Raw genomic sequence first — 26,436 nt, 5'->3', positions numbered from 1 at the left:
TCTCCACGTCATTGCGAGCGGAGCGAAGCAATCCGGAGTCTTCCATGGAAGCAGTCTGGTTTGCTTCGTCGCGGGCTCCTCGCAATGACGGTGCGAGCCGTGCTACCGCCTCAGCACCGCGATCGTTCTATTCGCGAACGTCAACCGCTCCGCCATCACCGACACGAAATACGTCAGCAGCTTGTGGCTGAGTGCGGGGTCTTCGCTCCTAATCGCGTCGAACTGGTGGGTGTTGAGGACGTAGAGCACGCTGTCGACCTCGGCCTGGATCGTTGCGCTGCGCGGCGTGTTCGACACCAGGCCCATCTCGCCGATCGTGGTATAGCGGCCGAGGCTGCGCACGCGGGTGGTGCGGTCTTCGTCGGCGGGCACCATGATGCCGACGCGGCCGTCCAGGATGAAATGCATGGAATCGGCGGGGTCGCCGGCCTGCACGATGACTTCGCCGGCCTCGACCTCGATGCGCTGGCAGCGGTGGATCAGCGCGTCGGCGTCGTCCTCGCTGCCGAGAATGCGCGTGAACCACTCGCGCAGGCTGGCCTCTTCCTGGGCCCGTCCCTGATGTTGCGCGATGATCTCGTTCTCGCACCATTCCAGCGCGTGATCGAGCTCCGGAACGATGGTGACGCCCTCGCCCATGAAGCCGCTGGAGCGCAGAACCTTCTCGGCTGCCGGCGGCAGGTGCACGAGGATCAACTCGACGCCGAGTTCGGCCGCGCTGCGCTTGATCTGTGCAAAGCTGTAGGCCGCTGACGAATCAACGCCCGTGACGAGCTTGAAGTCGAACAGCAGGTAACGGCACTGCGGCCGCTCCTGGAGCAGGCGCTTGACGTGCTGAAAGAGGCGGTTTGCGGAGCCGAAGAACAGGTAGCTCTGCAGATTGAGTCCCTGGATATTGCCGCCATGGGCCAGCAGCACTTGCTGGTCGTCGCGCGAGCGGTCGAGCGAGGAGCGGTATTCCGAGCCGTCGAAACTGTACTTGATGGACTCCACCCGCGCCGCGCTGAACGCGAAAGTCGCGCAGCCGATGATTACGCCGATCAGGATGCCCGGTACGAAGCCCCAGGTCATAATGATGACGATGATGGCAAGCAGCGAGAGATATTCGAGATTCGAAAGGCGCCTGCGCGATTCGATGATCCATTTGTGCAGCTGGTCAGCGCCGAGATAGAGCAGCAATCCGCCGAGCACGAATTTCGGGATGTAACCGAGTAGTTCGGGCGCGATCGCGAGCATCAGCACCGACATCACCGCGACGGTGAGGCCGGACAGCCGGCCGCGGCCGCCGCTCGAGAAGTTGAGGAGCGAGCGGCTGACCGAGATGCATCCGGGATAGCCGCCGAGCACGCCGGTCAGCATGTTGGCCGCACCGGTGACGTTCAGCTCGCGTTCCAGATCGGCCTCCCGATGCACGGCCACCTCGATCCCCGTGGTGTTGAACAGCGTGCTGGACGCCGTGACGAAGACGACGGCGACGAGATTGCCGAGCAGGTCCGGGACCGCGAACCAGGGATATTGCCTGAAGCCGTCGGCATGCCAGGGCACCACGAAGGAAGCCGCCGGCGGTGGCTGGAAGGTCCAGCCGAGTGCGCGGACTTCAGTGAGCGGGACGCCAGAGATCCAAAACGCCAGATGCGCCGCGAGCACGCCTCCCACCAGGATGATAGGCAGTCCGAACGGGCTACGCGAGCGGTGCCAAGTCAGATACAGCACCAGGGCCATGCAGCAGGCCGCGCCCAGGCCCCATAGCGCGACCCCGTCTGCCAAGCGCGGCAGCGAGGCGAAATCCACGGGATGATCGGTGATGACACGGATCGCGCCCATGACGATCAGGAGCCCGGTGGCGCCGAGGAAACCGCCGACCACAGGATAGGGCACGTAGCGAATGGCGCGACCCATGCGCGTCAGGCCCAATCCGCACAAGACAACGCCGGTCAGCACGGTCGACAGGCACAGCGTGATCAGGACGGGCGAGAGCAGCGGCGCCGACGGATCGGCCGCCGCCATGCGTTCGACCAGCGAGGCGATCAAAATTCCCGTCACCGCGGCGATCGAGCTGTCGGGAGCGGCAACCGCGAAGGGCAGGGAACTGCCGAGCGCGATGACGGCTGCGAGCACGGCGGAACCGATGAAGGTCGCCGCAATTCCGTAAGACAGATACGGCGACAGGGGGCCGGTGAAAATCAGCAGCGAGTAGGACAGTCCGAACGTGATGGTCAGGACGCTGGCGGCGCTTCCGCCCAATATGTCATTCAACGCACGCTTGAAGGCCGGATTGAATCTGGGAGCCGGGCTGAAAACAATTGCTGGATCGTTCACGCCGTTGCGCTCGCCCCATGAAAATACCGTCGTAGACGACTACCGGCTTAACGCAACAGGATTCTTGAAACTATGAGATAGCTGACAATTTCGCCGCAGGTCCCGGCTTGCGCCGGGAGGACCTTGGTGACGTATCAAGCCAGGACGCAATGAGGACGTGAGACCCGATAGCCGAGCCTAAATCTTCAGCTCTTTCCCCGTCACGCGCCTGTACGCTTCGAGGTATCGCTTGCTGGTCGCGTCCACTACGCTCGCCGGCAGCGGGGGCGGCGGGGCGTCGCCGTTCCAGCGGCCGGCGCGGCGCTCGGCGTCGAGATAGTCGCGCAGGGGCTGCTTGTCGAAGCTCGCCTGCGGCTGGCCGGGCTTGTACGCGTCCACCGCCCAGAAGCGCGAGGAATCCGGGGTCATCACCTCGTCGATCAGGATGATGCGGCCGTCCTTGTCGCGGCCGAACTCGAACTTGGTGTCGGCGATGATGATGCCCTGCTCGCGGGCCAGCTCCTCGCCGAGTGTATAGATTGCGCGCGTCATGCTCTCCAGCGTGTAGGCGACCTCGTCGCCGACGACGGTGCGCATCTTGGCGATGGTGATGTTCTCGTCATGGCCGCTCTCGGCCTTGGTCGCCGGGCTGAAGATGGCGGGCTCGAGCTTCTCGCTCTCGACGAGACCGGCCTTCAACGTCTCGCCGGCCAGCGTGCCGCTCGCGGCGTACTCCTTCCAGGCCGAGCCCGAGAGATAGCCGCGGATCACGCATTCGATCGGGAAGACCGTGGTACGCTTGCACAGCATGGCGCGGCCGAGAATCTCGGCGCGGTGCGGCTTCAAGGCCGGCACGGCCGCGATGATCGCGTCGGTATCGGCGCTGATCATGTGATGCGGCACCACGCCTTCGAGCTCGTTGAACCACCAGGCGCTCATCTGAGTCAGCACCGCGCCCTTCATCGGAATTGTCTCGCCCATCACGACGTCGAAAGCGCTGATGCGGTCGGTGGTGACGAGCAGCAGGCGGTCGCCATCGACGTCGTAGATATCGCGCACCTTGCCGCGTCCGATCTTGGTCAGGGGCAGGTCGCTGGAGAGCATGGTGGTCATCGGCAAAGCCTTCGCGCGGGACATCCGGCCGCGTCGGATGACGCCGCCGGAAGCCGGATTAGCCTATTCCGGCAGCGGAATGAACTCATGTTCCTGCGGAACTGCGGCGAAGCGGCCGGTTTTCCAGTCCTGCTTGGCCTGCTCGATCCGCTCCTTGCTGGAAGAGACGAAATTCCACCACACGTGGCGGGGCCCTTCCAGCGCATCGCCGCCGAGAAACATCATCCGCGTCGCCTTGAGCGCCTTCACGGTGATGCGATCGCCGGGCCGGAAGATCAAGAGGCGCGGCGCTTCGTAGCGCTCGTTCGCGATCTCGACCTCGCCGTCGACGATGTAGATCGCGCGCTCCTCATGGTCGGGGTCGAGCGGCACGCTCGCACCCGCCACCGCCGTGACCTCGGTGTAGAACCAGGGCGACACCATAGTGACAGGCGAGGTGATGCCGAATGTCGAGCCCGCGATCACCCGCGCGGTGAAATCGCGCTCGGAGATCATCGGCAAATCGCCCGCGCCGTAATGCTGGAAGGATGGTGCGATCTCCTCCGATCCGGCCGGCAGCGCGATCCAGCTCTGCAGGCCGAGCATCTTCTGGCCCGAGGCGCGCTGCGCCTCCGGTGTGCGCTCGGAATGGGCGATGCCGCGTCCGGCGGTCATCAAATTCATCGCGCCCGGCGCGATCTCCTGGACATTGCCTTCGCTGTCGCGATGCATGATCGCGCCGTCGAACAGATAGGTCACGGTGGCGAGCCCGATATGCGGATGCGGCCGCACGTCCATGCCCTTGCCGGAGACGAACTGCACCGGTCCGAAATGGTCGAAGAAGATGAACGGCCCGACCATCTGCCGCTTGCCATGCGGCAGCGCGCGCCGCACGGCGAATCCGTCGCCGAGATCGCGCGTGCGCGGCACGATGACGAGATCGAGCGCATCGCAGGACATGGGATCGCCGAGCACGGGATCGTTCGAGGGCTGCCAGCTCATGGTGAATTCCTTCTCTATTGCGGCGATCTTAACGGGATTTGACGGCCCCGTCGCGACGCCGCCGCAACGCCGCGACGGTCTATTTGCCGTCATCGCGCGATATCGGCGAGACCAAATCCGGAAACAGGGGCGGGTGATGGTTTCTCTGATATGGATCCATCTTGAAAAGCGCCGTCTGACGAAGGATGTTCGGTTGATGTCAACCGCGACCGATCGCATCACCCGATGACCCTTGCGGCAACAGAGCTCGCCTTCCGCGCCGCCAGCGTGGCGTTGCTGCTGATGCTGGCTGCGTCGCTGGTCTCCGATTTCCGCAACGTGCTGGCGGCCCGTCTCGCCATCGCCTTTGCCCTCGGTTCGGCCGCGCATGCGGCGAGCTATTCGGTGGATGTCACGTCACCGATCCCGATCCTGCACGCACCGCTGGTCGCGTTGTCGACCGGCACCATCGTGGTGTTCTGGCTGTTCACACGATCCCTGTTCGATGACGAGTTTCGCTTCCGCTGGTGGCACGGATGCATCTGGGCGCTGGTGACGGCATTCAGCTTCGCAGGCTGCGTCTGGATTGCGCCCAGCGGCCATGTGCGATTCTCGGTGACGGTGGTCAATCTGATCGTGCTCGGTTTCATCGCGCTTGCGGTCGGGAAGATGATCGCCTCCTGGCCGGCCGACCTGGTCGAGCGCCGCCGCAGCGCTCGCGTCTTCATCGTCTGCGCCATCGCGCTCTATGGCGGGCTGAACGCTGTGCTCCAGATCGCCGCCGCCGGCTACCACGTCGGCGATGTCGCCGAAACCGTCAATGCGGGCGCGCTCACCTGTACCGTTGCGGCGATCGTCTATGCCATGATGCGCGTGGACGGAGCGGACCTGTTTCCGGCCACAGCGGAGCCCGCACCACCGATTGTTTCCAGTCAACCTGCGACCGAGGATGCCGCCGACCAAAAGCTTATCGACGCCCTGATGCGCTTGATGGCGGACGAGCGGATCTATCGCCACGAGAACATCACCATCGGGGTGCTCGCTGGCCGGCTGAAAATCCCGGAATATCGCCTGCGCCGGCTGATCAACCAGCGGCTCGGCTACCGCAACTTCAATGTGTTCCTGAACAACCACCGGATCGAGGAGGCCAAGGCCGCGCTGGCCGATCCCGCCCAGGCGGAGGTCCCCGTCATCACCATCGCGATGGATGCGGGCTTCCAGTCGCTGGGGCCGTTCAACCGCGCCTTCAAGGCCGTGACCGGCGTGACGCCGACCGAGTACCGGCGCCTCAAGGTGAACGCAGCCTAGGTTTTAAACCTCTGTAACCGCAGCAATATTTTGGAATCGACCAGCGCGCTGCGGTTTCAGGCAGGCCGATTTCCACATCCGGCGAGCATCCACCGTCCGCGTGCCGCTTCCTCCCGCCGTGTTCCCAGCCGGAGAAAGCCCGTGACCCGCCACCGCAAGATCGTCCTCCTCGCCACCACCATCGTCTGCGCCGGCCTTGCGCTCGGCGCCGCCCGGGCCCGCGACGTGCCCAGGGTCGCCACCGGCTTCGTCGCCGGCATCCTGTGCTCGGAAACGTTCGTCTCCGGCCTCGACCCCCGGCGCAACTTTGTCGAGACCACCGATGCCATGCCCGGGACCGGTCTGATTACCTGGGCGATGGACTACCGGGTCGACCGCGTCCGCAAGGACGTCACGGTGACGCTGTTCGGCATTGGCCGCAGCCATGCCGTCTATCGCGAAGGTCTCGGCTGCACGCTCGACCATGGCGCGGCACTTGCCGATGCGGCGGTGTCGCCCGCCGATGACAGGCTGGCGGCATTGCTGCCCGAAATCGCCGGTCCTGCGATCGTGTCGGCGCAAACCCGGGAGCTGGCTGTCGCGCTTGAAAAGGCCTTCACCGAATCCGCACAGCCGCCTCACCGCCGCACCCGCGCCATCGTCGTGATGAAGGCCGGCCGCGTCATCGCCGAGCGCTACGCCGACGGCATCGGACCGGAGACACAGTTGCTCGGCTTCTCCATGACGAAATCGGTGATTTCGGCGCTGACAGGCGTGCTGGTGCGCCAGGGCAGACTCAAGCTCGACGGGCCCGCGCCGGTCGCGGCTTGGGCAAATCCGGATGATCCACGTCATGCCATCACCGTCGATCAATTGTTGCGGCACACTGCGGGCCTTGCGCTCGGCAGCTCATTGGAGGCCTCGCTTGGCTCGGTCTTCGAGCCGGTCAACCGGATGAAGTTCGTGGAGGCTGACATGGCCGCCTATGCCGCGAGCACCCCGCTCAAGACCGCGCCCGGCACGGCGTGGAATTATCACGACGGCAACACCCTCATCCTCTCGCGTCTGATCCGCGATGCTGCCGGCGGAAATCCCGCGGATGCGCTCCGCTTCGCGCGCCGCGAATTGTTCGCCCCGCTCGGCATGCGCCATGTCACGCTTCAGCTCGATGGTTCGGGCACGATCGAGGGCTCGAGCGAAATGCTGGCATCGGCGCGCGACTGGGCGCGCTTCGGCCAGCTCTATCTCGACGACGGCGTCGCCGGCGGCAAGCGCATCCTGCCCGAGGGATGGGTGAACTACACGGCCTCGCCGACACCGAACGCGTGGGTCGGCATCGGCGCCGGTTTCTGGACCAACCAGGACGGCAGCTTTGGCGCGTCATTTCGCGTGGAGCACGGCTGGCCGCGCGATGCCTTCTTCGCCAAGGGCACGATCGGGCAATACACCATCGTGATTCCGTCGGAGAAGCTGGTGATCGTCCGGATGGGGCGCTCGCCGAACGGACCGCCGCAGGCCGACGGCGTGTTCGATCTCGTGCGCGACGTGGTGGCCGCAACGCGCGGGAAGGGAAAACTGGCGGGGGCCAATTGAGAGCGAAGTGCCGCCGTTTTTTTCTTCTCCCCCTTTTGGGAGAAGGTGGCGCGAAGCGCCGGATGAGGGGTATCTATCCGGGCATTCGCTGAGAGTTTGACTCGCGGAGAGAACCCTCACCCGGCTGCGCTTCGAGCATCCACCCACAAGGGGGAGGGTGCACCCGTCTGCGCGGAGAGACTTGATTACCTTCCCAATTCCGTCGCCTGCGCCACGCGATCGAACCGCTCCAGTGTCATGATCGCATCCGCGAATTTCTCCGCGCGCGCGTTCAGCACCGGCCGTGCCAAGGTCAGGAATTTCTGTTGCATCGCCTGAGCATCCGGGAACGAATTGGGCTCACCCGAGGGATCGGCATAGAGCCGCTCATGCACGCCGTCCTCCGTGATGATGCTGACGCGCGCGCCGAACGGATGGGTGCGGCCGATCTCGAGCCGGTCGTCCTGCACCACGTCGAACTTGTCGGCGAGCGCGTCGATCGCGCTGTCACCAAGGCGGCTGTAATCGTCCCAGCCGAACGAGCCCTGGTCGAGCGCGAGAGCGCCGGTGAAGAACATCGAGAACTGGCCGCCGACGATCGAGGTCGGATGCCGCTTGGTGGCGGCATCGCCGGTCAGGGTGATGCCGTTGCGGTGCAGCCCGATCTCGACGCGCTTGACCTGGTCGGGTGTCAGATTGTGCTCGCGCCGCATCGCGATCAGCGCGTCGATGGCGGCGTGCGTGTAGCGGCAGCTCGGATAGGGCTTTACGCCGATCTTCATGGTCTCGTAGGTCTTGCCGAGTTCGGCGACGGCCTTGTCCGGATGCGCGTCGTCGGTATAGCCGGCGAGCAGGCCGTGCTTGCCCTCGACCGATTCCGCAGAGCCGACGAAATCGTTACGGGCGAGCGTCGCGGCGATCACCCCGTTCATCGCGGCGGCGCCGACCTGATAACGCTTGTTCCAGGCGCCGTTGACCAGGAATTGCAGCGAGCCTGCCGCCTGGCTGCCGGAGACGCCAAAGCCGGCGATGAGCTGCTGCTCGGAAAGGCCGAACAGCTTTCCGGCGGCTGCTGCCGCGCCATAGGTGCCGGCGGTCGCGGTCGGGTGGAAGCCGCGCGCATAATGCGAGGTGGGATCGAGCGCATTGCCGAGCCGGCAGCAGACCTCGTAACCCGCCACGATCGCGGTCAAGACATCGCGCCCGGAGGCGCCGACCATCTCACCGACGGCGAAGGCGGCTGGAACTACCGGTGCACTCGGATGCAGCGAGGAATCGGCGTGGGTATCGTCGAAATCGAGCGAATGGCCGAGCGCGCCGTTGAGCAGCGCGGCGACCGCCGGCGTCCAGGTCTTGGCATCGCCGAACACGGTGGATTCACCCTTGGTGTCGAGTGCCAGCGCTTCCAGCATTTTCAGCATCGAGGGGGTCGATTCCGCCTCGCGCCTTGCCCGGATCGCGCTGCCGAGGAAGTCCAGCGTCAGCACTTTTGCGCGATCCAAGACCTCTGCCGGAATATCCTGGTACTTCAGGTTAAAGACATAGGCGGCGAGCGTTGCGGTTTCGTGAGCCATCGTGTTTCCTCGTTTTGGCGCGCAAGTTAGGCGGGCTGATTTGGCCTTTCAAGCGGCCTTGCGGCCGTGGGCATCAGCCATGCTTTTGCCCGGCTCAAGAGGATCGGGATATTCCGCATGACGCGCGCAAGGCAGATGTTCGACCGGATCAGGTCGCGGCGGACGCAACTCGGATTGGCGATCCGGGTCACGGTTGCGGCGGTCGCGGCCTATGCGCTCGCCACCGCGCTGCATCTGCTGTTGCCGCTCTGGGCGGTCCTGACCTCGCTGATCGTGACCCAGATGAGCGTCGGCCGCTCGCTGAAGGCGACGCGTGACTACATGCTCGGCACCATCGGCGGCGCGATCTATGGCGGTGCCATCGCGATCCTGATCCCTTATTCCAGCGAAGCCGGGCTACTGGGATTGCTGGTGCTGTCGGTCGCCCCGCTCGCTTTCATCGCTGCGATCAATCCGAGCCTGAGTGCGGCCACCGTGACCGCCGTGATCGTGCTGCTGGTTCCGACCATGCATCACTCCGATCCCCTGACGTCGGCAATCGACCGCGTCAGCGAGGTCGCGGTCGGCGCCATCACCGGCCTCGTCGTCTCCTTCCTGGTGCTGCCGTCACGCGCGGTGCGGCAGATCCGCGCCAGCGCGGCGAAACTGCTCGAGCTGATCGCCGATGCCTTCACCGAGCTGCTCGCGGGCCTCACCCGCGGCCGCGACAACGATGCGCTGCACCGGATCCAGGACGGCATCGGCAGCGCCATGGTCAACCTCAATGCGATCGGCTCCGAAGCCGAGCGCGAGCGCGCCGCGCGCCTGTCGAGCGGTCCGGATACTGGCCCCTTGCTGCGAACCATCCTGAGGCTGCGCCATGACGTCGTGATGATCGGCCGCGCCACCGTGGTGCCGCTGCCGGCCAACGTGCAGACGCGGCTCGCAGGTCCGCTGACCGAGGTTTCGATGGTGATCGCGCGCTTCCTGCGTTCGGCCGCCAGCGCCTTGCGCGAAGGCGCCGGCGCGCCGCCGATCCATCCCGTCCATGTCGCGCTCCAGCACTATGCCGAGGCCGTCGCCGCCGTCCGTCACGATGGCCTGATCCGCGGCCAGCCCAGCGACACCGCCGAACGCTTCTTCGCGCTCGGTTTCTCGCTGGAGCAGATGCACCAGAATCTCTGCGATCTCGACCGCGTCGTCGGCGAATGGTCGGAGGCAGCGGCGGACAAGCCGGCGCGGGTCGCCGAATGAGCTAGCGCGCGGGCTCGACGATCCGTCCCATCATGCTGCGGACCACGAGCTTGTGGAAGGGCATGATGAGGGTGAGGTAGGTCCGACCGAGGAGATTATGCGTCCGCACCAGCGTGGTCGAGGTCACCCGGCGGCTCGCCGCATCGCCCGTCACGTCGACGACAATGCGAAAATCGAGGTGAGAATCGTCGAAGCCGGCGACCAGCCGCTCGGGCGTTTCGCTCAGCACCGGAAACAGGCCGATCAATCCGCCCGGTGCCGGCGCACCTTCACCGGATGTCTTCAGGCCGAACGGCGACACCAGAATATGGCGCAGGCGCAGCAGCGCATCGATCCAGCGCGGTCCGTGCAGCACCATCCGGGTGCAGGCCTCGCGGGCATTCACGTGCGCTGCGCCGATCTCGACGCGAAACGCGTCGGCGAACTGCGCGCCTGATAGCAGCGCATTGGTGTCGACCTCAGGTGTGACTTCGCGGGCAATTCCGATCATCCCGCCAATCTGCGCGTCAGCATCCGGAAGCGCAAGATCAGAAGACCGGCATAGACAAATGTCCCGATCGAGAATCCGACCCAGACGCCGATCGCGCCCAGTCCGGTGTGGAAAGCCAACACCCAGGCGATGGGAAAGGCGATGCACCAATAGCCGATCGCCGCGAACACGAGTGTCATCTTGGTGTCGTTGATGCCGCGCAGCGCGCCGCCAACGATGGTCTGGAGCCCGTCGGCGATGAAGAAGGTCGCGCCGACCACCAGCAATGTCGCGGTCAGCTCGACGGTTGCCGCGGCGGCCTCACTGCTGCCGAAGAACAGCCGGCCGAGCTGGTAGCGGCCGAGAATGATCGCGATCGTCAGTGCGGAGACCAGCGCGATTCCGAGCACGGTCGCGACCAGCCCGGCGCGCCTCACCGCCGCCGGTTCGCCCCGGCCGAAGGCGTGGCCGACGCGCACGGTCGCGGCCATGCCGATGCCGAGCGGAACCATGAACAGCACCGCCGTGACCTGCAGCGCGATCTGATGCGCCGCGAGCGCCGTGGTCGAGATCAGTCCCATCAGCAGCGCTGCCGATGAGAAGAGGCCGTATTCCATCAGCAGCGAGAACGAGATCGGTGCGCCGATCGCGATCAGCTGGCGCATCAAGGGCCAATCGATCCGCCAGAGACGGGCGAGCGGATGATAGTCCGAAAACGGCTTGCGCCAGGCGGCAATGGCGATTGCGGCGAGGAAGGTGCCGAGATTGACCAGCGTGGTCGCAAGCCCCGCGCCGAACAGGCCGAGCTCCGGGAGACCGAACAGACCGTGGATCAGGACGTAGACGAGGACGGCATTGATCGGGATCGCCGCGACCGTGATCCACAGGGGCGCCTGCGGCCGGTTCACCGCGCTCATCATGCTGCGAAGCGCGATGAAACCCAGCGCCGGCGCGATGCCCCAGGCGAGGCCATTCAGGTAGCGCTGGGCGAGCGCGGCCGATTGAGGCACCTGACCCAGCGCGAGCAGGATTGTCTCGCCATAGAGCGGCGAGGCCATCATCGGCAGTGACATCAGCAAGGCGACCCACAGCCCGACCCGCAAGGAGCGGCGGATCAGCTTGACGTCGCCAGCTCCAAAGGCCTGCGCGGCGAGCGGCGACACCGCCGACATCAATCCCAGTCCGAAGGTGAAGTTGACGAAATAGACCGTATGCGCCAGCGCCGCCGCGGCCACCGCGCTCTCGCCGAGGTGCCCGATCATGGCAAGATCGGTCGTAATCATCGCGATCTGCCCGAGCTGCGTCAGCATCAGCGGCACGGCCAGCCGCAGCGTCTCGACGAACTCCTGCGCGAGATGGTTTTGCGGCACGCCGGCTTGCGGCTGCGAATGATGTTGGACGGTGTCGAGCATGGCGGGCTCAATAGCACGGCCGAGCGACGAAAACATGGCCCCAAGCGCAAGACGGTGAGGGGATCTATCCGCTAGCTCGGTACCGTAGGGTGGGCAAAGGCGCGCAAGCGCCGTACCCACCATCTACCTCATATTGCAAGAGATGCGTGGGCACGCTGCGCTTTGCCCACCCTACGATACTGTGCGCTTCGCCACCTCTGCCTCGACAGGACCTCAGCCCTTCCGCTCGGGCACGCGCTTGATCCTAGCACCCAGTGCGTTGAGCCGTTCCTCGATCCGTTCGTAGCCGCGCTCGATCTGGTCGGCGTTGTTGATGGTGGAGGTGCCCTGGGCGCACACGGCGGCCAGCAGCATGGCCATGCCGGCGCGGATATCGGGCGAGGTCATGGTCGCGCCGTGCAGGCGGCTGGGCCCCGCGATGATCGCACGGTGCGGGTCGCACAGCACGATGCGCGCACCCATCGCGATCAGCTTGTCGACGAAGAACATCCGCGATTCGAACATTTTTTCGAACATCAGGATCACGCCCTCGCATTGCGTGGCGGTGACGATCGCGATCGACATCAAATCGGCGGGAAAGGCCGGCCAGGGCTGGTCTTCCAGCTTCGGCACGTGGCCGCCGAAATCGTCCTGGATCTTCAGCGTCTGGTTCGACGGCACGATGAGGTCGTCGCCCTCGACGCGGCAGACGATGCCGAGCCGCTCGAACCCCATGCGGATCGAGCGCAGGTGCTCGACACCGGCGCGCGTGATGCGCAGCGGCGAGCGCGTCACGGCGGCGAGCCCGATCAGCGAGCCGACCTCGATGTGGTCGGGCTGGATCCGATAGGTCGCTTCCCCCAGCGTCGCCGGCCCATGCACGATCATGGTGTTGGTGCCGATGCCCTCGATCTTCGCACCGAGCGCGACCAGGAAGTTGGCGAGATCCTGCACGTGCGGCTCGGAGGCCGCGTTGCGCAAATGGGTGACGCCGTCCGCGGCGACCGCCGCGACCAGCGCATTCTCGGTCGCGGTGACGCTCGGCTCGTCCAGGAACACGTCGGCACCGGCGAGTTTGGGCGCGCGGAATTCGAGCCGGTCGGTTGCGGTGACTTTTGCGCCCAATTGCTCCAGCGCCAGCACATGCGTGTCCAGCCTGCGGCGGCCGATGACGTCGCCGCCGGGCGGCGGCAGCATCACTTCGCCGCAGCGCGCGAGCAGCGGGCCTGCGAGCAGGATCGAGGCGCGGATGCGCACGCATAGCTCCGGGTCGAGGTCGGCGGCGCGGATGCTCTTGGCGTGGATGTGCAGCGTATTGCGGGCGGTCCATTCCGCCGACGCGCCGACCGAGCGGATCAGCTCGACCAGCGTTTCGGTGTCGCGGATCCGCGGCACGTTCTCCAGCGTCACCGGATGCTCGGTGAGCAGCGCGGCGGCGATGATCGGCAGCGCCGAATTCTTGTTGCCGGACGGCTCGATCGAGCCCGAGAGCCGGTGACCGCCCTCGACGATATATTGGATGGGCGCCACTTGGTTCTCGCTGTCCTGTTGGTGGGCTGTTTCGGAGCGGAAACTACAGAGAATCGAGCGCGGGAGCAATTGCGCTCGCGGTGGTTCGTGGCCGGTGCGTGAGCTGCGGTCAGGCTGCTAGTCCCTCATGGTGAGGAGCGCGGAACGCGCGTCTCGAACCATGCAGGCCCCTATATCGCCTGCGGCCATCCTTCGAGACGCCCGCCTTGCGGGCTCCTCAGAATGAGGGCAGGAGCTTGTATCAAGGGGCCTTCAGAGCAACCCGATGATGTTCCCCACCACATAGAGGATCGCGATCAGGATCAGCGCACCGATCATGACGAAGGAGATTTCGATCGCGATGGCGCCGGTGCCGAGCGCGGCGGCGACGGCGGCGAGGAGCCGGTCTTCCCTGAAGATCAGCGAAAGGACCGAGAGCAGGATGGCAAGCAGGCCGAGCGAGATCGCGGTGACCGACGCGGTTTCGCTCCAGCTTCGCCCCGTGGATTTCTCGACCTTCGGAGCCTGATACTCCACGCCCTTCACCTTGGCGATGACGCGGTCCTTGAGGCGTTGTCCGGTGTCGACGATCACCTTGTCCGCCGGCGGCGGCGGAAACACGATCGGCACGACCCAATGCGGCAACACCGCCGCCATCAGCGCCAGCACGCCGACGATGCTGCCGATGATGCCGAGGCGGCGGGATGGCACGGTGGAACGGGTCGTTGCGGAGGCGATCATGGCGTGAGGGCTTCCCGGCCGGAATGGCCGACGGGTTCATGCCTCTTCGTCGCGAGCGCGAGGGGGGAGGTTCAGGGGTGTCCTGGAGTGCGATGGGGCTCGTGGCCAGGACGGCGCGATGTGCTCCCTCCGCCGCTGGCGGGGGAGAGGGTGTCTCCGCAATGGGACAATCCCCGGGTGGAAAAAGCCGTCACCCGCCACGCTCTGCGAGCGTGTTGACCTCTCCCGCAAGCGGGACAGGTGCAGCGAGGGCTTGGCTGGGACCGGGCTACGAGCTCGAGGGGCGATCAGATATCGATCGTCGCGCTGAGCGAATGTTCCTGGATGAAGTCGCGGCGCGGCTCGACCACGTCGCCCATCAGCTTGGTGAAGATGTCGTCGGCCTCGTCGACCTCCTTGACCTTCACCTGCAGCAGCGAGCGCGCATTGGTGTCCAGCGTCGTCTCCCAGAGCTGCTCCGGGTTCATCTCGCCCAGACCTTTGTAGCGCTGCAGCGTGACGCCCTTGCGGCCGGCGTCGGTGACCGCTTCGAACAGGTCGACCGGGCCGTAGACCATGTGCTCGACGTCCTTGCGCCGCAGCTTGCCGGGGCGAGCATAAACGTCCTGGAGCTTCACGGTGTATTCGTCGAGCTTGCGGGCTTCGGCCGAGCCCAGGAAGGCATCGTCGATCACTGCGGCTTCCTTGACGCCGCGCACAGTGCGCTCGAACTGGAATCCCTGGCCTTCGACGTACTGGCCGACCCAGCCGCGTTCGACCTCGTCGGCGAGCGTGTCGAGGCGGGCGGCGATGTATTGCGCGGCCGCGGCGGCTTTCTCCGGGTCGCCGTAGATCGCCTTGTTCAGCACGCCTGTGATGGCGGCCTGCTCGATCACCTTGCGATTGTAGCGGTTGTGCAGGCTGCGCAGGATGCCGCGGACGGCGCGGGCGTCGTCGATCAGCGAACGCAGATCGCGCCCGGTGCGATCGCCGCCGGAGCCTGGAATGTAGACGCAGTCGTCGAGCCCGGTATCGATCAGATAATCCTCCAGCGCCCTCTCGTCCTTGAGGTACTGCTCGGATTTGCCGCGGTTGACCTTATACAGCGGCGGCTGGGCGATATAGAGATAGCCGCCGTCGATGATGTCGCGCATCTGCCGGTAGAAGAAGGTCAGCAGCAGCGTGCGGATGTGGGCGCCGTCGACGTCGGCGTCCGTCATCACGATGATCTTGTGATAGCGCAGCTTCTCGATCGAGAACTCGTCGCTGATGCCGGTGCCGAGCGCGGTGATCAGCGTGCCGATCTGCTCGCTCGACAGCATCTTGTCGGGGCGGACGCGTTCGACGTTCAAGATCTTGCCGCGCAGCGGCAGCACGGCCTGGAATTCGCGGTTGCGGCCCTGCTTGGCGCTGCCGCCTGCCGAGTCGCCCTCGACGATGAAGAGTTCGGACTTGGCCGGATCCTTCTCCTGGCAGTCGGCGAGCTTGCCGGGCAGCGAGGAGACCGAGAGCGGGCTCTTGCGCGTCAGCTCGCGCGCTTTTCGCGCGGCTTCGCGGGCGGCCGCGGCCTGGATCACCTTGCCGACGATCATCTTGGCTTCGCTCGGATGCTCCTCGAACCAGGCCTGCAGCGCCTCGTTGAGGACGTTCTCGACAACGGGGCGCACCTCCGAGGACACCAGCTTGTCCTTGGTCTGCGACGAGAATTTCGGATCGGGCACCTTCACCGAGAGAACGGCGGTGAGGCCTTCGCGGCAATCGTCGCCGGTCAGCGCGATCTTTTCCTTTTTCGCGTTGGCCTCGGCATAGCCGTTGACCTGCCGCGTCAGCGCACCGCGGAAGCCGGCCAGATGGGTGCCGCCGTCACGCTGCGGGATGTTGTTGGTGAAGCACAGCACGTTCTCGTGGTAGCTGTCGTTCCACCACAATGCCGCCTCGACGCCGATGCCGTTGGCTTCCGCGCGCACCATGATCGGTGCCGGCACGATCGCCTTCTTGTTGCGGTCGAGATATTTGACGAATTCCTCGACGCCGCCGGAATAGTGCATCTCCTCGCGCTTCTCGACCGCGTGACGCATGTCGGAGAGGGCGATGTTGACGCCGGAATTGAGGAAGGCGAGCTCGCGCAGGCGATGCTCGAGCGTGGCGAAATCATATTCGATGTTCTTGAAGGTCTCGCTCGAGGCCAGGAACGTGACCTCGGTGCCGCGCTTGCCCGGCGCATCGCCGATGACCTTGAGCGGCGCCACGGCATCGCCATGGGCGAACTCGATATAGTGCTCCTTGTGGTCGCGCCAGATGCGCAAGCCGAGCTTGCTCGACAGCGCGTTGACGACGGAGACGCCGACGCCATGCAGGCCGCCGGAGACCTTGTAGGAATTCTGGTCGAATTTTCCGCCGGCATGGAGCTGGGTCATGATGACCTCGGCCGCCGAGATGCCTTCGCCCTTGTGGATGTCGACGGGGATGCCGCGGCCGTCGTCGCGCACGGTGACGGAATTATCGGCATTGAGGATCACGTCGACGCGCGTGGCATGGCCCGCGAGGGCTTCGTCGATCGCGTTGTCGACGACCTCGTACACCATGTGGTGCAGGCCCGAGCCGTCGTCGGTGTCGCCGATATACATGCCGGGGCGCTTGCGGACGGCGTCGAGACCCTTGAGCACGCGGATCGATTCCGCGCCGTATTCGCTCGCGTTGGAGGGCTCGTTTTCGGCAGCTTGCTGCCGAGCAGGTTCTGTCATGAGAGGCCTTCGAGATGTCGCCCGAATCAGCGGCGCAAAAGGCGCTGATTTGCAGGTTATTTGTGCCACGAAAGACGGATTGCGCCTAGCGCAAAGTATCCTCTGGCAACCCATTGAGCAGATAGGGTTTTTGGGCGAGTTTTCAAGGCTTTTGAAAGCCGATTCCAGGGCCTGCGAAAAGGCCGATTCGAAGGCCCGCTTCGGGTCTCGAAAGGCGTGGATTCTGCGGGTTTGGGAAGGCTGGTTCCCGGGCAAACTTGGCGCGGCTTGATCAGCGGTCGTCATGGCCGGGACATGCCCGGCCATGACGATGGCACCTCAATACATCTGCAGCGGCAGCACGTCTCCGTTCGGGCCCACCAGAAGACCCCAGGCCTCGCCGGCCGCAACGGTCAAGGTCTCGGTGCGGGCGGGCTGCCCGGGCAGGCGCACCGCGTACGGATACTTGCCTGGCGGCAGATCGAGCATGGGGCCTTTCGGTGATCGCGGGCCACCGGCACCGGCCGCGATCTTCACCGTCTGCTTGTTGATCGTCAGCGAGGCCTCGGCTGCTCCCATGTTACCAAGCATGAGCCTCGCTTGTCCCGCCTTCGGCATGACGTCGGCCTTAGCAGCGACATCCGCATTCTTCTGCGCCAGGCTGACGGTGGTCTCGCCCTTGGTGCGCCCGAGCATGAGAAGAGCCGGCCCTTGCGGCGAGGTGAAGTGGAGCTGCGCGCGTTCTGCCGACACGGTCGCGCCGTCGGCCTTCTCCTGCCAGCCGAGCTTGGACAATTCGGCACGGTAGAAGGCGAGGACGTCCTGGAGCGGCGCGGGGATTCTGGCTGTCAGCTCCTGGCGGAGCGGCCCCTCGCCGCCGGGTACCTTTGTGGTGGCAAACGATTTCGACGAACGCTGCGTCGGCACGGGCAGTTGGGACTCAGAATCGGGCTTGAGCGGCTCGGAGGATTTGGCCTGCACCTCCATCTCCGTGCTGGCCGCAGGCTTGGCCGCTTCCGTCACCAGGCCCGAACCGTCGGCGCGGACACTCACCTTCGGGCCCATCTGCAGCACGGTCATCGAGATCGACTTGCCGCCCTTGGAGAACGCCATCACCGCCATGTTGGGCTGGTTGATGACGGAGGGCTGCTCCTTCCAGCCCGAGCCCTTCAGCGCCGTGCGATAGAAGCTGCTGAGCGCCTTCACGCTCGACGCCGAGGAGAATTCCAGCCGGCCGTCGCCGCCTTCGAACTTCACGCCTTCCGCATTCTCAGGCAGCGGCACCGGCGTCTTGCTGTCGGCGAGCGGAGTGAGCGGGGCGTCCGACAGCGAGGCCGCCTGCGACTTGCGCCGGGCCTCATCCGCCGCGATGAGCTGCTGAGCCGCACCCAAGGCATCGCCCAAGAACCTCGCGTCGGCCTCCTTCTTCGCCTTGGCGCGGGCCGCGAGCGCCGATTCCTTCACCTGCGCAGTCAGGCTGATCATGGTGAAATCATATCTGCGGCCGAGCCGCAGCACGCCGGTTTCCTCCGCCGACGAGATTCTGATCGCGACCTCGTCGCCGGGCGCGAGCGGCGCGTTACCGTCCTCCTGCCAGCCGCGCGCGGCGAGCTCGCGACGATAGAAGGCGAGCACGGCGGGCATCTCGGCCATCGCGGCGGCCGACATCTCGCGTTTGTTGGAGCTCGCACTACCAAGGCCTCGCGCCGACTTGGTCGGCTTGGGGCGCGGCAGGCCGGCCATGTCGTCGTCGGCCTCGAGCTCCTGGGGCAGTGCGAACGGCGCCACCCTGATCTCGACATTGGTGCGGCCGTCGTCGCGGCGCGTCAGGGTCAGCATCACCGGCTTCTGCTTGTAGAACTGCGTCGTGTCACCGCCGGGATGATCGTAGAAGGCGCGCACGCCGTTCGGGACGGCCTCGCCGAGATCCGCATTCGGCCAGCGCGAAGCGGTCTCTGGCGTGAGCTTGCGCCATCCCATCGCTGCCATGTCCTTCGCAAAGAACGCCGAGGTTGCGTCGAGCGCGCCGGGCGCGATGCAGCCGAGATAGGGCCGGGTCTCGTCGAACACGAGGTCGGTCGCGCCGTCCGGGAAGGGCACGTTGGAATAGATCCGGTTCGGCGTGTAGGATACGGCGGACTGGTCGGGCCGCCCGCGCGCCTGCGTGAAGGAGACGCGCAGCCCCTGTCGTCCCTTCTTGAAGCTCAGCGTGCTGCTCTTCTCGTCCAGCGGATACACATAGGGCACCCAGCCCTCGGCGCTCAGCAGCTTCCTGGTGGCGTCCGATGTGGCGGCCAGTGCGATGGGCACGGTGTAGATCACGCGATGGTTGTCGGGGCGCGAGGTGTCCTCGACCGCGCCCTCGAGCCGCGGCAGCGCGTGGACCTCCACGATGCCTTCGTCTGCGGCGCCCGCCGGACGCGAGGTGCTCGCCATGACGAGAATGCCGCAGGCAAGCAGCAGCCATTTTGCCGGGACTTGCGCCCCGCGCCGGATCATCGGCATCGTCAAAACTCCTGGATGTCGCGCGGGTCGTCCTGCCCTCGCGCGTTGGCAGGCCGCGTCGCCGTCGGCGTGCGGCCTTAGACAAGAAGTCGCGGTGGGAACCCGAGAGGTTCAACGAGCGCGCCCGGCCGGCGCCATGGCTGCGACGGGCGCAGTGCTCAGTACAGCTGCAGCGGCGGCCACGCGTCACCATCGCGCCCGACCGTGAGCTCCCAGGTATCGCCGGCCGCGACCGTGAGGATGTTCGTGGTGGCCGGATAGCCCGGCACGCCCAGCCTGTAGGGATATTTGCCGGGCACGAGGTCAAGCGCGACCGCGTTCGCCCCGGCCCGGCGCGGGATGGTTTGCTCGTTGATCTCGAGCACGGCTTCCTTGTCGCCGATGTTGCTGAACACGAGCTTCGCCTGACCGGGCTCGGGCAGGACGTTCGCTTTGGCCGCCGTCGCCGCGTTCTTCTGCACGAGATGGACCGAGGTGCCGGAATCCTTGCGGGCGAGTTTCAATGCTGCCGGCCCGAGCGGCGAGACGAAGGCGAGCTGCACGTCGTCGGCGCCGATCACCGCGTCATCACGCTGTTCCTGCCAGCCGAGCCTTTCAAGCTCGGTGCGATAGAAGGCGAGGACGTCGCCGAGCCCTGCGGGCACGGTGGCGTCCAGCCTGACGCGGAGCGGCGCTTCGGCGCCCCGCATCAGCGTGGTGTGGATTCCTCTATAAGTGTAGCGCGTCGGTGCGGGCAGCTTGGCATCCGAATCCAGCGTGAGCGTCGTCGGAAACAGATGCGGCAGCGAGGCGCCGGCGCCGGCCGCGAGCAGGCACATCGCAAGCAGGACGAGGCCGTATGCAAACACCCGCCATCGTGCCGGGGCTCGCACCCCATGCCTCACCGCCGTCATGCTCATGCTCCAAGAATATCGCGCGTGTCCGAATTCGGCGCGATGGCCGGTCGCGGCCTCAAGCAGCTAGTCGCTGATGAAACTGGGCGGGTTCAACCCGTCGGTCTACCTTCGGGCCGAGACCTGTCCGCTCTCGACGTCGAAGACTTCGCCTCCGGCGCCGATCTCGGCGAACGCCGCCGGGTCCGCGCCCGTCAGCCAGACCTGCGCACCGAGCCTCTTCAGCTCGTCGAACAGCGCGGCGCGGCGGTTCGGATCGAGATGGGCGACGACCTCGTCGAGCAGCAGCAGCGGGACGATGCCGGTCATTTCCGCCACCAGCGTCGCATGCGCCAGCACGAGGCCGATCAGCAGCGCTTTCTGCTCGCCGGTGGAGGCGTCGCGCGCCGGCATGCTCTTGGGCGCATAGATCACCTGAAGGTCGGTGAGATGCGGACCGTCGGTGGTGCGGCCGGCGATGGCGTCGCGCGGACGGTTGTCGCGCAGGATCTGGCGGTAGCGGTCCTCGACCGACGTCGCGGTCTCCTGGAGCAGCGCGTTCTCCATCCAGCCGTCGAGCGCGATTTGCGCCGAGGGAAAGGCGGAGGCCTGCGCGCGCGCATTCAGCATCCCGGTCAGCTTTGCTGCGGTCTGGCCGCGCGTTGCGGCGACCGCGACCGCGAGCTCCGCGGTCTCGCGTTCGATCGCATCACACCAATGGTCGTCGTAATTGCGGGTTTCGAGCAGGCGGTTGCGCGAGCGCAGCGAACGTTCCAGCGCGGAGATGCGGCTGGAATGATCGCTGTCGATGGCGAGCACCAGGCGGTCGAAGAAGCGCCGCCGCTCGGATGCCGCGCCCATGAACAGCCCGTCCATCGCCGGCGTCAGCCAGACCATGCGGATGTGGTCGCCGAAAGCTGTCGCCGAATTGACCGGCTCCCGGTCGATGCGGCAGCGCCGGCTCACCGCGTTGTCGAGCCTGGGCGCATCAATGCCGGTGCCGAGCGTCGCCAATCCCAGCGCGCCCTCGACTTGCGCCGACACCGCCCAGGAGCCGTCGCCCTGGTTGTCGGCGACGTCTTCCAGCGTCGCGCGCCGCAGGCCGCGTCCCGGCGACAGAAACGAGATCGCCTCGATGCAATTGGTCTTGCCCGCCCCGTTCGGCCCGACCAGCGCCACCATGTCAGCCGCCGTCTCGAGCCCCGCCGCCCGGTAATTGCGAAAATGCGTCAGCGTCAGGCGATGAATGCGGGAGGGGGTCATGTTTGGGCTGCGGCACGCTCTGAGCCCTCCCCCCTTGTGGGGGAGGGTGGCGCCTCACGAAGTGAGGCGACGGGTGAGGGGTATCTTACCGCCCGGCAAGCTTTGCAAGGACGTCTTCCAACACAGAAGTGGGCTGCTGTAGCACCTCATTGTTCCAATAACGCGCGATAGCAAAGCCTTCAGCGGAGAGGGCGGCGTCACGAGCGACATCGCGTTGTGATTCTGCGTGCTGGCTTCCGTCGATCTCGATCACAAGGCGCCTCTCGAAGCAGACAAAGTCGAGAATGTAATTCCTGAACGGAACCTGCCGCCGAAATTTGAATGTGGAGAGACGGGGGTCTCTCAGCAGGCGCCACATTGCTGCTTCGGCGTCCGTCGGTTCGCGGCGCATATTCTTCGCAAATTGGCGGAGAGGTTTGGGGACGGGCCGATGGGACGGATCCTGCGGCACCAACCCCTCACCTGATTGAGTTTGTGTCCGCCAGCGGAGCTGTCCTCTCCCACAAGCGGAGAGGACGCAACAACGTGCATCGCGTTTTCGTTGAGAGGAGAAGCCGCTGCCTCACACTCACACCCGCATCGGCATCAGCACGTACAGCGCGCTCTTGTCGTCGCGGTCCTGCACCAGGGTGGGCGAGCCCGGGTCGGCGAGCCTGAGCGTTGCGACGTCGCCTTCGATCTGGGCGGCGATGTCGAGCAGATAGCGGGAGTTGAAGCCGATATCGAGGGCGTCGGAGGCGTATTCGACTTCCAGCTCTTCGGTCGCGCTGCCGGAATCCGGATTGGTCACGGACAGCACCAGCTTGCCCGGTGCCAGCGACAGTTTTACCGCGCGCCCGCGTTCGCTGGAGATGGTGGAAACGCGGTCGACCGCGTTCTCAAAGTCCTTCTTGTCGACGACGAGCTCCTTGTCGTTGCCTTGCGGGATGACGCGGCCGTAGTCGGGGAAGGTGCCGTCGATCAGCTTCGAGGTCAGCACGACGTTACCGATCGTAAAGCGGATTTTGGCCTGCGACAGCTCGATCGTCATCTCGGCGTCGGTGTCCTCGATCAGGCGCTGCACCTCGCCGACGGTCTTGCGCGGCACGATCACGCCCGGCATGCCCTCGGCGCCCTTGGGCTGCACCAGATCGAGCTGGGCGAGACGGTGACCGTCGGTGGCGACGCCGCGCAGGGTGGCGGCCTTGGGCGTGCCGGCGACGTGCAGATAGATGCCGTTGAGGTAATAGCGCGTCTCCTCGGTGGAGATCGCGAACTGGGTGCGGTCGATCAGCCGCTTGACGTCCTTGGCGGCGAGCGAGAAGGAATGCGACATGTCGCCGGCGGCCAGATCCGGGAAGTCATTCTCGGGCAGGGTCTGCAGCGTGAAGCGCGAGCGGCCGGCACGGATCGCCAGCACGGCGCGGTCGCCGTCGGCCTCCAGCACGATCTGCGAACCATCCGGCAGCTTGCGCACGATGTCGTAGAACATGTGCGCCGGCACGGTGGTGGAGCCCGCGGTCGCGGTTTCCGCCGGCAGCGTCTCCGTCACCTCGAGATCGAGGTCGGTCGCCTTCAGCGACAATTTCGCGTTCTCGGCACGGACCAGCACGTTGCCGAGGATCGGAATCGTGTTGCGGCGTTCGACCACGCGGTGGACGTGGCCCAGCGACTTCAGGAGTTGCGCGCGTTCGACCGTAACCTTCATTGCACTACTCGCCCGATCCCCAAGGAAACATCACGTTGAAGAAGCCTGGCGGTCGAAAAGCCGCCGCGGCACGAAGACCCCGTCAAGCCAGGGTCATCCAACCGATATGACCAAAGCCGCCAGGGTCGCGCAAGGTGGCGCGGAAAGCCATCCGATTCAAGGGATTGGGGGCCTAGTTCCCCACGATTTACAGCTTAAAACGAAGCCGCCGCCCAGGCGAGGCCGGGGCGGCGGCAGAATGGCGGGAGCGCCTTAGGCGTTTATTCCTGAAGCTGGCGCTTCAGCGACTCCACTTCCTCCGACAGCGCGGTGTCCTTGGAGACCAGGGCCTCGATCTTGCGCACGGCGTGCAGCACCGTGGTGTGGTCGCGCCCGCCGAAGCGGCGGCCGATCTCCGGCAGCGAGCGCAGGGTCAGCGTCTTGGCGAGATACATCGCCACCTGGCGCGGGCGGACCACGTTGGCGGTGCGCCGCGAGGACAGGAGGTCGGAGCGGCTGACATTATACTGCCGCGCCACCACGCGCTGGATGTCCTCGATCTTGATCCGCTTCGGCTCCTGCGGCCGGACCAGGTCGCGCACCTCGTGCTCGGCCATTTCCAGCGTCACGGGCCGGTTGTTGAGTTTCGAGTGCGCGAGCAGACGGTTGATCGCGCCTTCGAGGTCGCGGCCGTTGTGGGTGATGGTGCGCGCCAGATAGAGCAGCACCTCCTCGGGCACCTCGAACGTCGCATGATGGGCACGGGCTGCCGCGACGCGCGACTTGAGAATGCCGTGGCGCAGCTCCTCGCCGAGCGAGCCCATCTCGACCACGAGGCCGCCGGCGAGCCGCGAGCGCACGCGGTCGTCCAGGCTTTCCAGATCGGAGGGCGGCCGGTCGGCCGCGACCACGACCTGGCGGCCGGCATCGATCAGCGCGTTCAGCGTGTGACAAAACTCGGCCTGGGTGGACTTGCCCTGCAGGAACTGGAGATCGTCGATGACCAGCACGTCGATGCCGCGCAGCGCTTCCTTGAAGGCCAGCGCCGTCTGCGTCTTCAGCGCGGCGACGAAGCCGTACATGAATTTTTCCGCCGTGAGATAGAGCACCTTGCGCTCGTTGCCGGAATTGCCGGCCCAGGTCACCGCCTGGAGCAGGTGCGTCTTGCCGAGCCCGACACCGGCATGGATGTAGAGCGGGTTGAACATCACGGGGTCGCCGCGACGCCCCTCGGCAACTTGGCGAGCGGCGGCGAGTGCCAGCGTGTTGGAGCGGCCGACGACGAAGCTCGCGAAGGTCAGGCGCGGATCGAGCGGCGAGCCGCCGAGCGCGTCGTGATTGGCCGAGACCGGCGCAGTCGCGGTGGAGCGCAGCTCCGGCGTGGGCGCACGGCGCGTCTCGGCCGGCACCGGGGCTTCCTTCGGCTGCGCCAGCGGGCGCACGGCCGAACGCACCGTGAGGTCGATACGATGCACTTCCGGCATCTCGGCCTGCCAGCACGACAGCACGCGCTCGGCATAATGGGCCTGGATCCAGCTCTTCAGGAAGCGGGTCGGCACCGAGAGCCGCACGCTCTCGTCCTGCACGCCTTCCAGATCCATGCGCGCAAACCAGCTCGTGTAAACGTCCTCGCCAACGCTCGAGCGCAGCCGACCCTTCACGCGTGACCAGCGATCCTGTTCCATTGTCATCGTCAGAAAACTTCTCTTGAGAGATATGGTTGCGTTGTGAGCGCCATGCAGGGTTCCTGCCGGACCCCCTGAGCAGGGCCCTTGGAATGGCGCGACCTCAAAGCGAGTCCATCGTCAGGCATGGCTCGACCGTCCGGCGGGAATGCCGCGTCAGATCAGCGATGTCAGAGATGGAGGGTTCGCGAGGTCAGCGCGTACTCGGCGCTTCGTCACACGCGGGAGGCTGGAGGTTCGACGGATCTAGAACGGCATCGTGGGAATGGGAAACGTGCTGCAATACCGCGTTGAGTCCGTAAGACATAATACCTCCCCGTCCTGCCGTGATTGCTCGCGACAAGGTCCTGCGTGTCTTGACGACAGCCGCGCCGTACTCCTGCGCGGATGCCTGCCCGTGTACTGGTCGTCCGCTCGACTTCGCCGCCTTGCGTGCCGGGGTAGCTTCGCGATGTCTCTCATATGCGCTTGGCACGAGGCGGGAAGATCCCGCTTGGAGACATTCAGACAAAGAGCTACCATTCCCACATTGCTATGGGTTGTGAACCGTCATCACTTGTTGAAGCGTCGCCTACGTGCACACCGCCGCCGATTTGCACGCTCGCCCCGTTTCCTAAACCGCGCTGGTCTGAAGATCGTGGGCGCCGCTGACGACTTAAGGAATACACTAAGCGGAAAGACTCGCAACGAATTGATTCACATCTGAGCCACCAAAAAAACTTGACGTCGGTTAACGCCCACGCGACTTGTGCACAGGCTTTGGAGCAAGTTTTTGGATTCGTGCACAGAATCGAAAATGCCGCGCCTCATGTGACAATTCTCCGCCACCGCCAAATTTTTTTAACAAATTCGTCACGCGCCCGACGCGCGGGTGAATTTTTCAAACGCTTGCGATCGCTATGTCGATAAGTGATTAGCGAGACACCGTTTTTTGAGTCTCGTTTCGCAGGGTAACTCCCACCGACGTGCGTTCCTGTGAATCTACGGTGTGTAGAACTTTCGTCGCCCGCGGATTCATTTCGAGCGTGCAGCGCAGGGGTTTTTGCAACGCGGTGAAAGTTTCCGCTGTTGCAGAACATCGGCAGGTAGAACTACGGAACGAAGCATAGCGCAGGCGGCAAACCTTCCAATCGAACATCGACGGCGGTGTGACCGCGTGCGAGAATATGACACGCAACAAAAAAGCCCGGCGCGATGCCGGGCTGTCTGACGCTTGCGATGTTGGATCGATCAGTCGATCGATCGGTCCGCCATTACTTGGCGAGCTTGGCGATCTGCGCGGTGAGCCGCGAGACTTTGCGGCTGGCATTGTTCTTGTGAATGATGTTGCGCTGGGCGGCACGCATCAGGGCGGGCTCGGCATTCGCGAGCGCCTTTGCGGCAGCGGCGCGGTCGCCGGTCGCGATGGCTTCTTCAACGGTGCGAACGGCGCCGCGCATCTGGGTACGGCGCGACTTGTTGACGGCGGTGCGGCGGGCGATCTTGCGCGTCGCTTTTTTGGCGGAAGTGGTATTGGCCATGGTCTCAATATCCTTTGCGGGTACCGGTCGCGTCTTGGTCGGGTAGCGCCGGCTTGCTTGACCGCGTAATCGACGC

The 26,436-nt window shown here is 65.4% G+C and carries 20 protein-coding genes; 4 read left to right on the top strand and 16 right to left on the bottom strand.

Annotation, left to right across the window (positions count from 1 at the left end):
* Positions 1-102: 102 nt before the first annotated feature.
* The 3 genes from ACFDR6_RS05340 to ACFDR6_RS05330 form a co-directional block, all read right to left on the bottom strand.
* Positions 103-2,319, bottom strand: a complete 2,217-nt coding sequence (locus ACFDR6_RS05340) for a SulP family inorganic anion transporter (protein WP_375857678.1) — start codon at positions 2,317-2,319, stop codon at positions 103-105.
* A gap of 177 nt (positions 2,320-2,496) precedes the next feature.
* Complete coding sequence (locus ACFDR6_RS05335) at positions 2,497-3,411, bottom strand: phosphoribosylaminoimidazolesuccinocarboxamide synthase (protein WP_317241646.1); 915 nt, start codon at positions 3,409-3,411, stop codon at positions 2,497-2,499.
* Positions 3,412-3,474: 63 nt separating this feature from the next.
* On the bottom strand, positions 3,475-4,392 hold the full coding sequence (locus ACFDR6_RS05330; RefSeq protein ID WP_212083478.1) for a pirin family protein: 918 nt from the start codon (positions 4,390-4,392) through the stop codon (positions 3,475-3,477).
* On the opposite strand from ACFDR6_RS05330, the gene ACFDR6_RS05325 reads away from it, so the two are divergent.
* The 3 genes from ACFDR6_RS05325 (at position 4,391) to ACFDR6_RS05315 (ending at position 7,251) form a co-directional block, all read left to right on the top strand.
* Positions 4,391-4,621, top strand: coding sequence for a hypothetical protein (locus ACFDR6_RS05325; protein WP_317241645.1), 231 nt, complete (start codon positions 4,391-4,393; stop codon positions 4,619-4,621). The genes ACFDR6_RS05330 and ACFDR6_RS05325 overlap by 2 nt on opposite strands.
* Positions 4,618-5,679: a helix-turn-helix domain-containing protein gene (locus ACFDR6_RS05320; RefSeq protein ID WP_375857677.1), complete on the top strand. Its 1,062-nt coding sequence runs from the start codon at positions 4,618-4,620 to the stop codon at positions 5,677-5,679. The genes ACFDR6_RS05325 and ACFDR6_RS05320 overlap by 4 nt, the downstream gene beginning before the upstream one ends.
* A 141-nt stretch (positions 5,680-5,820) precedes the next feature.
* On the top strand, positions 5,821-7,251 hold the full coding sequence (locus tag ACFDR6_RS05315) for a serine hydrolase domain-containing protein (protein WP_375857675.1): 1,431 nt from the start codon (positions 5,821-5,823) through the stop codon (positions 7,249-7,251).
* 185 nt (positions 7,252-7,436) lie between these two features.
* On the opposite strand, the gene ACFDR6_RS05310 is transcribed toward ACFDR6_RS05315, so the two are convergent.
* Positions 7,437-8,804, bottom strand: a complete 1,368-nt coding sequence (locus tag ACFDR6_RS05310; RefSeq protein ID WP_375857673.1) for an MmgE/PrpD family protein — start codon at positions 8,802-8,804, stop codon at positions 7,437-7,439.
* A gap of 117 nt (positions 8,805-8,921) precedes the next feature.
* On the opposite strand from ACFDR6_RS05310, the gene ACFDR6_RS05305 reads away from it, so the two are divergent.
* A complete protein-coding gene (locus ACFDR6_RS05305) occupies positions 8,922-10,037 on the top strand; it encodes an FUSC family protein (RefSeq protein ID WP_212083487.1) in 1,116 nt (371 codons plus the stop codon).
* Position 10,038: 1 nt separating this feature from the next.
* Here ACFDR6_RS05305 and ACFDR6_RS05300 read toward each other — a convergent pair whose 3' ends face one another.
* The 12 genes from ACFDR6_RS05300 to rpsT form a co-directional block, all read right to left on the bottom strand.
* Complete coding sequence (locus tag ACFDR6_RS05300; protein WP_212083496.1) at positions 10,039-10,527, bottom strand: DUF2867 domain-containing protein; 489 nt, start codon at positions 10,525-10,527, stop codon at positions 10,039-10,041.
* Positions 10,524-11,918 carry an MATE family efflux transporter gene (locus tag ACFDR6_RS05295; protein ID WP_375857671.1) on the bottom strand — a complete coding sequence of 465 codons (1,395 nt, stop codon included), beginning with the start codon at positions 11,916-11,918 and terminating at the stop codon, positions 10,524-10,526. The genes ACFDR6_RS05300 and ACFDR6_RS05295 overlap by 4 nt, the downstream gene beginning before the upstream one ends.
* A 213-nt stretch (positions 11,919-12,131) precedes the next feature.
* Positions 12,132-13,427 carry a UDP-N-acetylglucosamine 1-carboxyvinyltransferase gene (gene murA, locus ACFDR6_RS05290; RefSeq protein ID WP_375857669.1) on the bottom strand — a complete coding sequence of 432 codons (1,296 nt, stop codon included), beginning with the start codon at positions 13,425-13,427 and terminating at the stop codon, positions 12,132-12,134.
* A gap of 252 nt (positions 13,428-13,679) precedes the next feature.
* A complete protein-coding gene (gene yidI, locus ACFDR6_RS05285; protein ID WP_375857668.1) occupies positions 13,680-14,147 on the bottom strand; it encodes an inner membrane protein YidI in 468 nt (155 codons plus the stop codon).
* Between the two features lie 287 nt (positions 14,148-14,434).
* Positions 14,435-16,870, bottom strand: coding sequence for a DNA topoisomerase (ATP-hydrolyzing) subunit B (gene gyrB / locus ACFDR6_RS05280; protein WP_212083504.1), 2,436 nt, complete (start codon positions 16,868-16,870; stop codon positions 14,435-14,437).
* Between the two features lie 318 nt (positions 16,871-17,188).
* On the bottom strand, positions 17,189-19,354 hold the full coding sequence (locus ACFDR6_RS05275; protein ID WP_375857666.1) for a hypothetical protein: 2,166 nt from the start codon (positions 19,352-19,354) through the stop codon (positions 17,189-17,191).
* Between the two features lie 158 nt (positions 19,355-19,512).
* Complete coding sequence (locus ACFDR6_RS05270; protein ID WP_375857664.1) at positions 19,513-20,247, bottom strand: hypothetical protein; 735 nt, start codon at positions 20,245-20,247, stop codon at positions 19,513-19,515.
* A gap of 105 nt (positions 20,248-20,352) precedes the next feature.
* The gene (gene recF, locus ACFDR6_RS05265) at positions 20,353-21,489 is read right to left on the bottom strand and encodes a DNA replication/repair protein RecF (protein ID WP_375857663.1); all 1,137 of its coding nucleotides are present in this window, start codon (positions 21,487-21,489) and stop codon (positions 20,353-20,355) included.
* An 85-nt stretch (positions 21,490-21,574) separates the two neighbouring features.
* Complete coding sequence (locus ACFDR6_RS05260; protein ID WP_375857661.1) at positions 21,575-21,940, bottom strand: endonuclease domain-containing protein; 366 nt, start codon at positions 21,938-21,940, stop codon at positions 21,575-21,577.
* A 117-nt stretch (positions 21,941-22,057) separates the two neighbouring features.
* Positions 22,058-23,176, bottom strand: coding sequence for a DNA polymerase III subunit beta (gene dnaN / locus ACFDR6_RS05255; protein WP_212083518.1), 1,119 nt, complete (start codon positions 23,174-23,176; stop codon positions 22,058-22,060).
* 260 nt (positions 23,177-23,436) lie between these two features.
* Positions 23,437-24,846 (bottom strand): chromosomal replication initiator protein DnaA, encoded by a 1,410-nt coding sequence (gene dnaA / locus ACFDR6_RS05250; RefSeq protein ID WP_317241633.1) that lies wholly within the window; start codon positions 24,844-24,846, stop codon positions 23,437-23,439.
* 1,247 nt (positions 24,847-26,093) lie between these two features.
* Positions 26,094-26,360, bottom strand: a complete 267-nt coding sequence (gene rpsT / locus ACFDR6_RS05245; RefSeq protein ID WP_212083530.1) for a 30S ribosomal protein S20 — start codon at positions 26,358-26,360, stop codon at positions 26,094-26,096.
* Positions 26,361-26,436: the final 76 nt, after the last annotated feature.

It is taken from the genome of Bradyrhizobium tunisiense (assembly GCF_042263385.1).
In the GTDB taxonomy this organism is placed as follows: domain Bacteria; phylum Pseudomonadota; class Alphaproteobacteria; order Rhizobiales; family Xanthobacteraceae; genus Bradyrhizobium; species Bradyrhizobium tunisiense.
Note: the sequence above shows the minus strand (reverse complement) of the source record. Positions and strands in the feature narration are given on the sequence as shown.